This is a genomic window from Allobosea sp. UC22_33 (assembly GCF_042700715.1).
In the GTDB taxonomy this organism is placed as follows: Bacteria; Pseudomonadota; Alphaproteobacteria; order Rhizobiales; family Beijerinckiaceae; genus Allobosea.
Window position 1 is genome coordinate 5,373,081 of record NZ_CP170556.1, and the last position, 12,856, is coordinate 5,385,936.

The 12,856-nt window shown below is 66.5% G+C and carries 12 protein-coding genes; 9 read left to right on the top strand and 3 right to left on the bottom strand.

The features are described 5' to 3' along the window. Positions 1–19: 19 nt before the first annotated feature. Together ACFJGT_RS25995 and ACFJGT_RS26000 are read left to right on the top strand one after the other, a co-directional pair. On the top strand, positions 20–1,717 hold the full coding sequence (locus ACFJGT_RS25995; protein ID WP_377849075.1) for a TRAP transporter large permease subunit: 1,698 nt from the start codon (positions 20–22) through the stop codon (positions 1,715–1,717). A gap of 43 nt (positions 1,718–1,760) precedes the next feature. Then, a complete protein-coding gene (locus ACFJGT_RS26000; RefSeq protein WP_377849076.1) occupies positions 1,761–3,155 on the top strand; it encodes a sodium:proton antiporter in 1,395 nt (464 codons plus the stop codon). Between the two features lie 181 nt (positions 3,156–3,336). Here the strand turns inward: ACFJGT_RS26000 and ACFJGT_RS26005 are convergent, their stop codons facing one another. The 3 genes from ACFJGT_RS26005 to ACFJGT_RS26015 form a co-directional block, all read right to left on the bottom strand. Further along, the gene (locus tag ACFJGT_RS26005) at positions 3,337–4,347 is read right to left on the bottom strand and encodes a DUF4105 domain-containing protein (protein WP_377844384.1); all 1,011 of its coding nucleotides are present in this window, start codon (positions 4,345–4,347) and stop codon (positions 3,337–3,339) included. 134 nt (positions 4,348–4,481) lie between these two features. Beyond that, the gene (locus ACFJGT_RS26010; protein ID WP_377844387.1) at positions 4,482–6,116 is read right to left on the bottom strand and encodes a phosphoenolpyruvate carboxykinase; all 1,635 of its coding nucleotides are present in this window, start codon (positions 6,114–6,116) and stop codon (positions 4,482–4,484) included. Between the two features lie 268 nt (positions 6,117–6,384). Beyond that, complete coding sequence (locus ACFJGT_RS26015) at positions 6,385–7,146, bottom strand: HugZ family protein (protein ID WP_377844390.1); 762 nt, start codon at positions 7,144–7,146, stop codon at positions 6,385–6,387. A gap of 141 nt (positions 7,147–7,287) precedes the next feature. Between ACFJGT_RS26015 and ACFJGT_RS26020 the strand changes: the two genes are divergently transcribed. The 7 genes from ACFJGT_RS26020 to ahcY all read left to right on the top strand — a co-directional run bounded on the left by ACFJGT_RS26020 (position 7,288) and on the right by ahcY (position 12,844). Beyond that, entirely contained in the window at positions 7,288–7,989 is a 702-nt protein-coding gene (locus tag ACFJGT_RS26020) for a response regulator transcription factor (RefSeq protein ID WP_199085238.1), read from the top strand. Between the two features lie 83 nt (positions 7,990–8,072). Then, positions 8,073–9,872, top strand: coding sequence for a stimulus-sensing domain-containing protein (locus ACFJGT_RS26025; protein ID WP_377844393.1), 1,800 nt, complete (start codon positions 8,073–8,075; stop codon positions 9,870–9,872). Then, positions 9,862–10,347 carry an HPr kinase/phosphorylase gene (locus tag ACFJGT_RS26030; protein ID WP_377844397.1) on the top strand — a complete coding sequence of 162 codons (486 nt, stop codon included), beginning with the start codon at positions 9,862–9,864 and terminating at the stop codon, positions 10,345–10,347. The genes ACFJGT_RS26025 and ACFJGT_RS26030 overlap by 11 nt, the downstream gene beginning before the upstream one ends. 109 nt (positions 10,348–10,456) lie before the next feature. Further along, on the top strand, positions 10,457–10,858 hold the full coding sequence (locus tag ACFJGT_RS26035; RefSeq protein ID WP_377844399.1) for a PTS sugar transporter subunit IIA: 402 nt from the start codon (positions 10,457–10,459) through the stop codon (positions 10,856–10,858). A gap of 21 nt (positions 10,859–10,879) precedes the next feature. Further along, positions 10,880–11,194 carry an HPr family phosphocarrier protein gene (locus ACFJGT_RS26040; protein WP_377844404.1) on the top strand — a complete coding sequence of 105 codons (315 nt, stop codon included), beginning with the start codon at positions 10,880–10,882 and terminating at the stop codon, positions 11,192–11,194. Positions 11,195–11,200: 6 nt separating this feature from the next. Continuing rightward, on the top strand, positions 11,201–11,332 hold the full coding sequence (locus ACFJGT_RS26045; RefSeq protein ID WP_377844406.1) for a hypothetical protein: 132 nt from the start codon (positions 11,201–11,203) through the stop codon (positions 11,330–11,332). Positions 11,333–11,437: 105 nt separating this feature from the next. Then, positions 11,438–12,844, top strand: a complete 1,407-nt coding sequence (ahcY, locus tag ACFJGT_RS26050) for an adenosylhomocysteinase (RefSeq protein WP_377844408.1) — start codon at positions 11,438–11,440, stop codon at positions 12,842–12,844. Positions 12,845–12,856 lie beyond the last annotated feature (12 nt).

Consider the following 12,856-nt stretch of genomic DNA (forward strand, 5'->3'; position numbering starts at 1 on the left):
CTTCGCGGCGGGCGGCGGCATCGGCGATTTCCTGCGCGTCAACATGGCGCCGGTGATGTTCGCCGCGCTCGTCGTCTTCCTGCTGCTCGGCTATCCCGTCGCCTTCGCGCTCGCCGCCAACGGCCTGCTCTTCGCGCTGATCGGCATCGAGCTCGGCCTGTTCCAGGAGAACTTCCTGCAGGCGCTGCCGGAGCGCATCTACGGCACGATGAACAACGACGTGCTGCTGGCCGTGCCGTTCTTCACCTTCATGGGCCTGATCCTCGAACGTTCCGGCATGGCCGAGGACCTGCTCGACACGATCGGCCAGCTCTTCGGGCCGATCCGCGGCGGCCTCGCCTATGCGGTGATCTTCGTCGGCGCCCTGCTCGCCGCGACCACCGGCGTCGTCGCGGCCTCGGTGATCTCGATGGGCCTGATCTCGCTGCCGATCATGCTGCGCTACGGCTATGACCGGCGCCTGGCCTCGGGTGTCATCGCGGCCTCCGGCACGCTCGCCCAGATCATCCCGCCCTCGCTCGTCCTGATCGTGCTCGCCGACCAGCTCGGCCGTTCGGTCGGCGACATGTACGAGGGCGCCTTCATCCCCGGCCTCGTGCTCGCGGCGATGTATGCTGGCTACGTCTTCCTCGTCACGATCGTCTATCCCAATCGCGCGCCCGGCCTGCCGCCGGAAGCGCAGACCCTGCGCGATGCCGACGGCAAGACGCGGCGCCTGTCGCTGCTCGTCGTGGCGCTGCTCTCGCTGAGCCTCGCCTACGCCTATATGAAGCTCTTCACCAAGCTGACTGCGGGCGCCGATTTCGTCATCCTGACGATGTCGCTCATGGTGGCGATCTCCTTCGTCATTGCGCTGGTCAACAAGGCCCTCGGCCTCGGCCTGCTCTCGCGCATGGCCGAGCAGGTCGTCTTCGTGATGGTGCCGCCGCTGGCGCTGATCTTCCTGGTGCTCGGCACGATCTTCATCGGCGTCGCGACGCCGACGGAAGGCGGCGCGATGGGTGCGGCCGGCGCGATCCTGCTCGCCTATGGCAAGAAGCGCATGACCTTCGACCTGCTGAAGCAGGCGACGGAATCGACCGCCAAGCTCTCGGCCTTCGTGCTCTTCATCCTGGTCGGCGCGCGCGTGTTCTCGCTGACCTTCTACGGTGTCAACGGCCATCTCTGGGTCGAGCATCTGCTGGTCGGCCTGCCCGGCGGCGCGACGGGCTTCCTGATCGTCGTCAACGTGATGGTCTTCCTGCTCGCCTTCTTCCTCGACTTCTTCGAGCTGGCCTTCATCATCGTGCCGCTGCTCGGCCCCGCCGCGGAGAAGCTCGGCATCGATCTGATCTGGTTCGGCGTCATCCTCGGCGTGAACATGCAGACCTCCTTCATGCACCCGCCCTTCGGCTTCGCGCTGTTCTTCCTGCGCTCGGTCGCGCCGAAGAACGCCTACCGGGACAAGGTCACCGGCCGGATGATGGAGCCGGTCACCACCGGCCAGATCTACTGGGGCGCGGTGCCTTTCGTCGTGATCCAGTGCATCATGGTCGCGCTCGTCGTGATCTTCCCGAGCATGGTGATGCACTACAAGGCCTCGGCGGTGCAGCTCGACCAGAAGGCGATCGACAAGCAGTTCGATTCGATCCAGATCCCCGGCCTCGGTGGCACGGGCCTGCCGGGTGGATTCGACCTCAACGCGCCGCCGGTCATCGGCACGCCGCCGAAGCCGTAAGGCGGGCTGCGTCGTGACGGGGGCGGCCGGCCGGCTGATCGCGATGGCATCGCTTGCGCTCGTAGCGGTGCCCGGCACCGCCTGGGCGGCGGGCGATATCGGCGGCGCCGGCATGGGCGCCGGCTGGGCTCTGCCCTTTGCCGGCATGCTGCTCTCGATCGCGCTCGGCCCCGTGCTGTTCCCGCATCTCTGGGAGCATCACTATGGCAAGTTCGCCGCCTTCTGGGCCGCGTTGACGCTGGTGCCGCTCGTCCTGCTGCGCGGCGCCGATCCGGCGCTCGGCGCGCTGCTGCATACCGCGCTGCTCGACTACATCCCGTTCATCATCCTGCTCTTCGCGCTCTTCACCATCGCGGGCGGCATCCTGATCTCCGGCAACCTGCATGGCACCCCGGCGACCAACACGGTGCTGCTGGCGATCGGCTCGGTGCTGGCGAGCTTCGTCGGCACGACCGGAGCCTCGATCATCATGATCCGGCCGGTTCTGCGGGCGAATGACGACCGGCGCTTCAATGTCCATGTCGTGGTCTTCTTCATCTTCCTCGTCTCGAATATCGGGGGATCGCTGACCCCGCTTGGCGACCCCCCGCTCTTCCTCGGCTTCCTGCGCGGCGTCGATTTCTTCTGGACCACGACGCATCTGCTGCCCGAGACGGCTTTCGCGGTCATCGTCCTGCTCGCCCTGTTCTACGCGCTCGACAGCTTCTTCTTCCGCAAGGAGGAGGGCTATCCCAGGCTCAAGGACCCGACGCCGGACCGCGCCATCAAGCTCTGGGGCAAGGTCAACATCCTGCTGCTCGGCGGCGTGATCGCCGCAATCCTGATGTCGGCGAACTGGAAGCCGGGTGTGGCTTTCACCGTGCATGGCGTGCCCGTCGAGGGGCAGAATCTGCTGCGCGACGTGATCCTGCTCGCCCTCGCCGGCCTGTCGCTGAAGCTCACGCCTGGCCCGGTCCGCGCCGGCAACGAGTTCAGCTGGGGGCCGATCAAGGAGGTCGCCAAGCTCTTCGCCGGCATCTTCATCTGCATCATCCCGGTTCTGGCAATGCTGCAGGCGGGCAAGGCCGGCGCCTTCGCGTCGCTGGTATCGCTGGTCACCAATGCCGATGGCAGCGCCAACACGACAGCCTATTTCTGGCTGACGGGCGCGCTCTCCTCCTTTCTCGACAACGCGCCGACCTATCTCGTCTTCTTCGAGCTGGCGGGCGGCGACCCCAAGGCGCTGATGACGACGGGCGCGCTGACGCTGACGGCGATCTCGGCCGGCGCGGTCTTCATGGGCGCCAACAGCTATATCGGCAACGCCCCGAACTTCATGGTCTACGCCATCGCCAAGGACCGGAAGGTGAAGATGCCGAGCTTCTTCGGCTACATGCTCTGGTCGGGCGCGATCCTGATCCCGTTATTCATCGTGCAGACGCTGCTGTTCTTCCGGTAGGAGAAGGGTGTCATCCCGTGTCTGCGCAGCAGCATGCAATGCTGCTGCGCAGACACGGGACCGTTGCCCGGAAGAGGCGCTCTTTCCGCGCGCTCGCCGCGGAGGGCGCCCTATCCTGCCCGCGGTCCCGTGTCTGCGCAGCGGCACTTCGCGCCGCAGCGCGCACGGAAAGACAGCGGTGTCACGGCCGCCCGGTCGGCACGCCCTCGCGGATCTTCGCCGAGAACTGCGGATCGTCCAGCGAGAGCGTGCGCGCGTGGTCGCCGATGCGGGCGGCCCGGACCAGCTCCTCCAGCGGGATATCTTGCCGGATCGCGCCGATCTGCTGGAGATAGCCCGGCAGATAGCCTGACAGCAGCACGCGCGGGTCCAGCGGCAGCGAGAACTTCCAGCCCGGCGAGACGCTGGCGACGAGGTGGTACACCACCGTGGTGCAATTGGTCGTCAGCGTGTTGTACCAGCGCGGCTTGGCGGCGAGGTCGTTGATATCCCCGATATAGGCGACGAGCAGGTCGCGCGCCTGAGCTCCCGAGACGCTGAGTCGGAAAAGCCGGGCATCCTCGCGCCGCGCATGGGTGCGCAAGCCCACGATGTCGCGCTCGTCGGCGGCGACATAGGCCATCTCGTAGCTGCGGAAGAAGCCGGCCAGCGCTGACCAATCCTCGCCCTTCTCGCGCCGCACCTCGATCGAGATGGTGAGCGGGACGGAATCGGAAAACGTGAAGCTGATCATCAGATGCGCGATCGTCTCGCCTGACCAGTAGGTCAGGAACGCGTCGGCGCCGGTGATGGACGCGAGATTGTAGCGCCGCGTCTCCCAGCGCTGGTCGAAATCCTCTTCCGTGCGCCAGCGGAAATCGCGGAGATTGGAGACGGTGATCGCGTCGCTCTCTCGCGCGATGCTCGGCAGTTTCGCGAGTTCGGGGATCCAGTTCCGGTCATGCGAGGGCTGGAAGCTGCTCCACCATCCGAGCAAACCGACGAAGACCATGGCGAAGCCCAGCGACAGGCGCGCGTCGCTGGTCCAGATGCCGACGAGCCCGGCCAGCGCCGCGATGCCGAAGCCGATCGCCGCGATGGTCGCGATCGCGCCCGACAGGCGGAACAGCAGGAAGCCCGCCCCCCAGAGCGCGGCACCGAGCAGGACGAGGGTGAGGAGAAGCTTCAGCACAATGAAAAAGAGGCGGCCCATGGCCGCCTCTCGTACCCGATTTCTCGATCCATCCCAAACGCGGTCATTCTGGATCGGCGCCTCTTCCGCTGGACGGTCCCGTGTCTGCGCAGCAGCATTTCATGCTGCAACGCGCACGGAATGACAGGCGGGTCTCAGGCCGCGAGCGAACTCGTCGGTGCCGCAGCCTTCACGGCGTCGTCGACATGGTCCTCGAACTTGGCGAAGTTCTTGGCGAACATCTCCGTGAGGTTCTTGGCCGTCTCGGCGAAGGCGGCCTTATCCTGCCAGGTCTTCACGGGATAGAGGATATGCGGCTCGACGCCGGGCACCGAGGTCGGCACCGCGAAACCGAAATAGGGATCACGGCGGAAATCGGCGCGGTTGAGCGAGCCGTCGAGCGCCGAGGAGAGCAGGCGGCGCGTCACGCGGATCGGCATGCGCCGGCCGGTGCCGTATTTGCCGCCGGTCCAGCCGGTGTTCACCAGCCAGCAATCGACATGGTGCTTGGCGATGAAGTCGCGCAGCAGGTTGGCGTATTCCGACGGGTGGCGCGGCAGGAAGGGCGAGCCGAAGCAGGTCGAGAACTCAGGCTCGACGCCGGTGAGGCCGCGCTCCGTGCCGGCGACCTTGGCGGTGTAGCCGGAGAGGAAGTGGTACATCGCCTCGGCCGGGGTCAGCTTGGCGATCGGCGGCATCACGCCGAAGGCGTCGGCGGTCAGCATCACGATGTTCTTGGGGATGCCGGCGCGGCCGGTGCGCGAGGCGTTGGGGATGAAGTCGAGCGGATAGGCCGAGCGAGTGTTCTCGGTCTTCGACTGATCGTCGAAATCGACCTCGCGGGTGATCGGGTCCATGACGATGTTCTCGAGCACGGTGCCGAAATGCAGCGAGGCCGCGTGGATCATCGGCTCGGCCTCGGCCGAGAGCCGGATCGTCTTGGCGTAGCAGCCGCCCTCGAAATTGAAGATGCCTTCCTTCGACCAGCCGTGCTCGTCGTCGCCGATCAGCGTGCGCTCGGGGTCGGCCGAGAGCGTGGTCTTGCCGGTGCCGGAGAGGCCGAAGAAGATCGCGGAATCGTCCTTGGCGCCGACATTAGCCGAGCAGTGCATCGGCACTACGCCCTTGGTCGGCAGGACGTAGTTCAGATAGGTGAAGACCGATTTCTTCATCTCGCCGGCATAGGCCGAGCCGCCGATCAGCACGATCTTACGGGTGAAGTCGATCGCGACGACGGTCTCGCTGCGGCAGCCATGGCGTTTCGGATCGGCCTTGAAGCTCGGCAGGTCGACGATCGTCATCTCCGGCACATAGGCGTTGATCTCGTCGCGCGGCGGGCGGATCAGCAGGTTGCGGATGAAGAGCGAGTGCCAGGCCATCTCGGTGAAGACGCGGGCCTTGACGCGGTGGACGGGGTCGGCGCCGCCATAAAGGTCCTGCGCGAACAGCTCCTTGCCCTCGGCATGGGCCAGGAAATCGGCCAGAAGCGTCTCGAAATGCTCCGGCGACATCGCCTGGTTGTTCTCCCACCAGACGGTGTTCTCGGTCAGCGCGTCGCGCACCGTGAACTTGTCCTTGGGCGAACGGCCGGTATGGGTGCCGGTATCGGCGCAGAGCGCGCCGCCGCGGGCGAGCCGGGATTCGCCCCGGTCCAGCGACTCCTCGTAGAGCTGCGGCGCTTCCAGGTTCCAGTGCACGGCCTTCAGCTTGCGGAAGCCGAAGCCCTCGGCGCCTTGGGCGGCATTGAACTGACCGATATTGTCCACTGAATTCCTCCGGAGGCCGGCCATTCTGTCGGCGGCCCGTTGTCTTCACGAATGCGCCGGGGCGGGTGGCAGGGCCCAGGCGTCGAAGGCGAGGCCCCGGAGGCTGCAGGGTTTCGCGGTCCCTGACAGCCTCTGCAGGCCACGATGGTCTTTAAGGCGATGCGGCGCCTCGCTCAAGTCATTGAAAAGGCCCGATGACCTTGCGTCGGCTTCTAAATCGATTGAATTTCAACCTGTGGTAAATGGCCGCGCGCTCGTGCCGCCACCGATCTCACAGGCGGTTTCGGCGAGGTCATGCTGCCTTGGCACGCGCCTGTGCAGCCAGTTCCGCGAGGACACGCCGCAAGGCGCCGGGGCCGTCCACGGAGGCCGGGAAGGGCAGGCGCAGCGTCGCGCTGCCGAGCGCCATGTCGAGCCCGTCCGGGTCGAGCCCGATGGCGCGCCAGTCCCCGGGCTTGGCGCCGAGCAAACCAGTCGCGTAGAGGCCGATTGCGTCGGCATGGTCCTCGTTCATATGCGCGACGGCGCCAGCTTCCACCTCCGCCAGCGCGGCGGCATGGGCCGGGTCGCTCAACAGGTCGGCCGGTGTCGGCGCGAAGGCGCGCGCGAAGCCGCCATTCAGGCTGGCGCCTTCGATATCGAGGGCCAAGAATGAGAAATCCGGGAAATCGGCATAGAGCGCCGATTTCGGCTGGCGCGCGAGATAGCGCCGGCGGATGCGGGCTCCCTCCTCGCTCTCGCGTTCGATCTTGCGGGCGCGGACCTTCAGCGTGATCCGGGCATGGGCGAGCGGGTCGCCCTTGCCGCCGGGCGAGATCAGGAGCGAGGCGCGCGGATCGGCCGCCAGGTTGCCGGTATGGGCGGCGAGCCCCGAGATCAGGATGACCGGCGTGCCGTCGATGTCGGTGGCGATCCCGACGAGGCTCGCGGAAGGGTGCCCGTCGGGGCCGAGCGTGGCCAGCGCGGCGGAGCGGGCTTCGCGCAGCAGGCCTTTGGCCTCCGCGCGCACGGCCTCGTCCATCGGCTGAATCACGTCCTTGGCGGCCTTGGCCATGGAACCTCCCTGCGATTTCCGGCTTGTGATACGGGGTCATAGGCAAATCGCCACGTCCCGGCTAGATTGCCGCCATGCTTTGGCCCCTCTCGCGCGGGAGGGGAACCCTGTATTGCAACGAGAACAAGAGACGAAAGCCTTATGCCAACGATTGCGCTGGTCGATGACGACCGCAACATCCTGACATCGGTTTCGATCGCCCTCGAGGCCGAGGGCTATCGCATCATGACCTATACCGATGGTGCCTCGGCCCTCGACGGGTTGAAGCAGAACCCGCCGGATCTGGCGATCTTCGACATCAAGATGCCACGCATGGACGGCATGGAGCTGCTGCGGCGGCTCCGCCAGAAATCCGATCTCCCGGTCATCTTCCTGACTTCGAAGGACGAGGAGATCGACGAGCTCTTCGGCCTGAAGATGGGCGCCGACGACTTCATCCGGAAGCCGTTCTCGCAGCGCCTGCTGGTCGAACGCGTCAAGGCGATCCTGCGCCGGGCCGGCGCCAAGGACCCGACCGTCGCTCCGCGCGCCGAGGATGCCAAGGCGCTGGAGCGCGGCCTGCTGCGCATGGACCCGGAGCGCCATACCTGCACCTGGCGCGGCGAGCCGGTGACGCTCACCGTCACCGAGTTCCTGATCCTGCAGTCGCTGGCGCAGCGCCCGGGGGTGGTCAAGAGCCGCAATGCCCTGATGGACGCAGCCTATGACGACGAGGTCTATGTCGACGATCGCACCATCGACAGCCACATCAAGCGCCTGCGCAAGAAGTTCAATCAGGTCGATGCCGAGTTCGACATGATCGAGACGCTCTACGGCGTGGGCTATCGCTTCAAGGAAACCTGAGGCCAAGACATCCGATACGAGGAAGGCCGGTGCGCGGCGGATTCGCCGCCGCCTTCCTCCCGAGCGCGAAGCAAGCCGCAGCCATGGCAACCGTCGACAACGAGGCCAGAACGCCTGCACAGCCTGCCGGCTGGCGCGCCGTACTGCGCCGCCGCGTCGGCATCGGCTGGAAGCGCATGGCGCGCGCGATCTCGCTGCGCGCCGCCTCCAGCCTGACGCGGCGCATCCTCGTCCTCAATCTCGGCGGCCTCGTCGCGCTGCTGATCGGCTTCCTTTATCTCAACCAGTTCCGCGAGGGGCTGATCGAGGCCCGCGTCCAGAGCCTCCTGACCCAGGGCGAGATCATCGCGGGCGCGATCGCCTCCTCGGCCACGGTCGAGATCGACACGATCACCATCGACCCCGACAAGCTGCTGCAGCTTCAGGCTGGCGAGAGCGCCGGCATCGCCGAGGACCCGCTCGATTTCTCGATCAATCCCGAGAAGGTCGCCCCGCTCCTGCGCCGCCTGGTGACGCCGACCAAGACCCGCGCGCGGGTCTACGACAAGGACGGCATGCTCACCATCGACTCGCGCAGCCTCTATTCGCGCGGCGACGTGCTGCGCCTCGACCTGCCGCGCGTCGGCGAGCCCGACGAGCCGCCGCTGCTGGAGCGCACCTGGAACATGCTGCGCAACCGGCTCGGCAAGGCCGATGTCCCGACCTATGACGATTTCGAGAACGCCAACGGCAAATCCTATCCGGAGGTCGCGCGCGCCCTGAACGGCGCGCCGGCAAGCGTGGTCCGCGTCAACACCCGCGGCCAGACCATCGTCTCCGTCGCGGTGCCCGTGCAGCGCTTCCGCACCGTGAAGGGCGCGCTGCTGCTGTCCACGCAGGGCGGTGACATCGATGCGGTGATCGCCGCCGAGCGCTTCGCGATCTTCCAGGTCTTCGCGATCGCGGCCGGCGTGATGATCGTGCTCTCGATCCTGCTGGCCGGAACCATCGCCGAGCCGATCCGCAAGCTGGCGGAGGCCGCCCAGCGGGTGCGGCGCGGCGTCAAGTCGCGCGAGCAGATTCCGGATTTCAGCAACCGTCACGACGAGATCGGCCATCTCTCCGGCACGCTGCGCGACATGACCAAGGCGCTCTACAGCCGCATCGAGGCGATCGAGAGCTTCGCGGCCGACGTCGCCCACGAGCTGAAGAACCCGCTGACCTCGTTGCGCAGCGCCGTCGAGACCCTGCCGCGCGCCAAGACGGACGATGCCCGCGGCCGGCTGATGGCGGTGATCCAGCATGACGTCCGCCGGCTCGACCGCCTGATCTCGGATATCTCCGACGCCTCGCGGCTCGATGCCGAGCTTGCCCGCAACGATTCCGCGCCGGTCGATGTCGGGCAGGTCCTGGGTGCCGTCGTGACGATCCAGAACGAGACGCGGCGCGAAGGCCAGGCGAAGATCGAGCTGAGCAGCGACCGGCGCAATCAGCGCCTCGGCGACGACGCTTTCCTCGTGCTCGGCCACGATTCCCGGATCGGCCAGGTCCTGGTCAACCTGATCGACAACGCCCGTTCGTTCTCGCCGCCCGACAAGCCGGTGAAGGTCATGCTGTCGCGCGTTGCCAACGACGTGCTGGTCACGGTCGAGGACGAGGGGCCGGGCATCGAGCCGCATGCGCTGGAGCGCATCTTCGAGCGCTTCTACACCGACCGGCCGAACGAGGGTTTCGGCCAGAATTCCGGCCTCGGCCTGTCGATCTCGCGCCAGATCGTCGAGGCGCATCGCGGCTCGATCCGGGCCGAGAACCGGTTGGGTCCGATCGGCCCGGATGGCGAGGCGCAGCGCCTCGGCGCCCGCTTCATCGTCTGCCTGCCGGCGGCTTACGCCCATGCGGCCTGACGCCGGGAGGGGCACGGCGCCCGCGCGGGAGCGGACCCGTATCCACGCGACCGTGATCGCCGTGGGCGAAGCCGGAATCCTGATCCGCGGCGCCTCGGGAAGCGGCAAGTCGACGCTCGCGCTCGCCCTGATCACGCTCGTGTCGCAGGCGGGGCGCTTCGCCCGGCTCGTCGCCGACGACCGCACCGAGCTTCTGGCGACTGGTGATCGGCTGGTGGCGCGCCCGGTCGCGCCGTTGGAGGGGATCATCGAACGGCGGGGGCTCGGCCTCACGCCCGAGCCGCACACGGAAGCCGTCGTGATCCGGCTGATCGTCGATCTGGCTGCCGAGGAGCCGGCGCGGATGCCCGAGCCCGAGGATCTCGTCGAGAGCCTCGTCGGCATCGACCTCCCGCGCCTGCGCATGACCGGGCGCGCCGGCGACGAGAGGCTTGCGTTGAACGCCTTGGACTTGTTCACAGAGGCGGAGCGCTAACCACGATTTCGACAAGTTTGACGGTCGACGGCTTGCGTATACCGCGCTCCTGACGCATAAACCGCGACCTTGTCCGGGCGCCCGACGGCGCTCTCCGGTGTTGGATTGAATGATCGGACTGGTCCTCGTGACGCATGGGCATTTGGCGACGGAGTTCCGCGCTGCGCTCGAACACGTCGTCGGCCCTCAAAAGAACCTTGCGACCATCGCCATCGCTCCCGATGACGACATGGAAAGCCGGCGCCGCGACATCATCGCCGCCGTCGAGCAGGTCGAGACCGACCGCGGCGTCATCATCCTCACCGACATGTTCGGGGGCACGCCCTCCAACCTGGCGATCTCGGTGATGGAGCCGGGCCGTGTCGACGTCGTGGCGGGCGTCAACCTGCCGATGCTGATCAAGCTCGCCAGCGTGCGCGAGGAAAAGACTCTCGACGAAGCCGTCACCAGCGCGCAGGATGCGGGACGAAAGTACATCACGGTCGCCAGCCGCGTGCTGGCTGGCAAGTAACGGTGCCGCGAGAGGGGCAGGATGGACGAAGACTGCGACTGCCCCGACGTCGACATTCCCACCGGGGCCCTCTACGGCGAGTTCCAGATCGTCAACAAGAAGGGACTGCACGCCCGCGCCACCGCGAAATTCGTGCAATGCGCCGCCCGCTATGAAGCCGACATCACGGTCAGCCGCTGCGGCGAGACGGTGGGCGCCACCTCGATCATGGGCGTGCTGACGCTCGGCGCCGGCATCGGCTCGACGATCACCATCGTCGCCAAGGGGGCCGAGGCGAAACCCGCACTGGATGCGCTGGCGGCCCTGATCGCCGACAAGTTCGGCGAGGGGGAATAGGCTGCCATGCCGGCGATCTTCGGCTGGGTCGAGATCGTCGGCGGCATCATCTCTCTGTTTCTGGTCGCCTGGTTCTTCATCGAGCTTCTGCGTGGTCGGATATCGTTGCGGCGCTTGCGCGAACGCGGCTGGCTTTGATGCTTTCAAGCCGATCCGTTCCAATCATATAAAGACATCTTTATATCTTTGATTGCCTTTCGCTCCGCTCACTGCTAGAGAGCCGCCATCATTCAGGCTGAGCGATTGGAGCCACCCGTGTCGGATTACATCGTCAAGGACATCTCGCTTGCGGATTACGGCCGCAAGGAAATCAACATGGCCCAGGACGAGATGCCGGGCCTGATGGCGATCCGCGCCGAGCACAAGGGCAAGTTCCCGCTCAAGGGCGCCCGCATCGCTGGCTGCCTGCACATGACCATCCAGACCGCGGTGCTGATCGAGACGCTGAAGGATCTCGGCGCCGACGTGCGCTGGTCGTCCTGCAACATCTTCTCGACCCAGGACCACGCCGCCGCCGCGATCGCCGCGACCGGCACCCCCGTCTTCGCCATCAAGGGCGAGACGCTGGAGGAGTACTGGGAATACGTGCTGAAGACCGCGACCTGGGGCGACGGCGGCACGCCGAACATGATCCTCGACGACGGCGGCGACCTGACCATGCTGATCATCCTCGGCGCCGAAGCCGAGGCCGGCAAGGCCGAGTTCCTGGACAAGCCGGGCAACGAGGAAGAGACGATCTTCTTCGCGCTGATCAAGCGCCAGCTCAAGGCCAATCCGGGCTGGTTCACCAAGACCCGCGCCGCGATCAAGGGCGTCTCCGAGGAGACCACCACCGGCGTGCACCGCCTTTACGAGCTGGCCAAGGCCGGCCGCATGCCCTTCCCGGCGATCAACGTCAACGACAGCGTCACCAAGTCGAAGTTCGACAACCTCTATGGCTGCCGCGAGTCGCTGGTCGACGCCATCCGCCGCGGCACCGACGTCATGATGTCGGGAAAGGTCGCGGCCGTCGCCGGCTATGGCGACGTCGGCAAGGGCTCGGCCGCCTCGCTGCGCCAGGCCGGCTGCCGCGTGCTCGTCACCGAGATCGACCCGATCTGCGCCCTGCAGGCGGCGATGGAGGGCTATGAGGTCGTCACCATGGAGGACGCCGCTCCGCGCGCCGACATCTTCGTGACCGCCACCGGCAATCTCGACGTCATCACCGTCGAGCACATGCGCGCGATGAAGCACCGCGCCATCGTCTGCAATATCGGCCATTTCGACTCGGAGATTCAGGTCGCCGGCCTGAAGAACTTCAAGTGGGACAACGTCAAGCCGCAGGTCGACGAGGTCGAGTTCCCCGACGGCAAGCGCATCATCCTGCTCTCGGAAGGTCGCCTCGTGAATCTCGGCAACGCGACCGGTCATCCGTCCTTCGTGATGTCCTGCTCGTTCTCGAACCAGACACTGGCCCAGATCGAGCTCTGGAACCACCACGCCAAGTACGAGAACAAGGTCTACACCCTGCCGAAGCATCTCGACGAGAAGGTCGCGGCGCTGCATCTGGCCAAGGTCGGCGCCAAGTTGACCGTGCTCAACGATGCGCAGGCCAAGTATCTCGGCCTGCCGGTGTCGGGGCCGTTCAAGCCCGAGCTCTATCGCTACTGACAGGCGCCACGG

Excerpts from the sequence above, each read along its gene's own strand:
- ACFJGT_RS26040 (WP_377844404.1), top strand. The coding sequence starts at position 10,880 with ATGGACGAAGACTGCGACTGCCCCGACGTCGACATTCCCACCGGGGCC.
- ACFJGT_RS26045 (WP_377844406.1), top strand. The coding sequence starts at position 11,201 with ATGCCGGCGATCTTCGGCTGGGTCGAGATCGTCGGCGGCATCATCTCT.
- ACFJGT_RS26015 (WP_377844390.1), bottom strand. The coding sequence starts at position 7,146 with ATGGCCAAGGCCGCCAAGGACGTGATTCAGCCGATGGACGAGGCCGTG.
- ACFJGT_RS26000 (WP_377849076.1), top strand. The coding sequence starts at position 1,761 with ATGGCATCGCTTGCGCTCGTAGCGGTGCCCGGCACCGCCTGGGCGGCG.
- ACFJGT_RS26010 (WP_377844387.1), bottom strand. The coding sequence starts at position 6,116 with ATGGCCGGCCTCCGGAGGAATTCAGTGGACAATATCGGTCAGTTCAAT.
- ACFJGT_RS26025 (WP_377844393.1), top strand. The coding sequence starts at position 8,073 with ATGGCAACCGTCGACAACGAGGCCAGAACGCCTGCACAGCCTGCCGGC.
- ACFJGT_RS26020 (WP_199085238.1), top strand. The coding sequence starts at position 7,288 with ATGCCAACGATTGCGCTGGTCGATGACGACCGCAACATCCTGACATCG.
- ACFJGT_RS26035 (WP_377844399.1), top strand. The coding sequence starts at position 10,457 with ATGATCGGACTGGTCCTCGTGACGCATGGGCATTTGGCGACGGAGTTC.
- ACFJGT_RS26030 (WP_377844397.1), top strand. The coding sequence starts at position 9,862 with ATGCGGCCTGACGCCGGGAGGGGCACGGCGCCCGCGCGGGAGCGGACC.
- ACFJGT_RS26005 (WP_377844384.1), bottom strand. The coding sequence starts at position 4,347 with ATGGGCCGCCTCTTTTTCATTGTGCTGAAGCTTCTCCTCACCCTCGTC.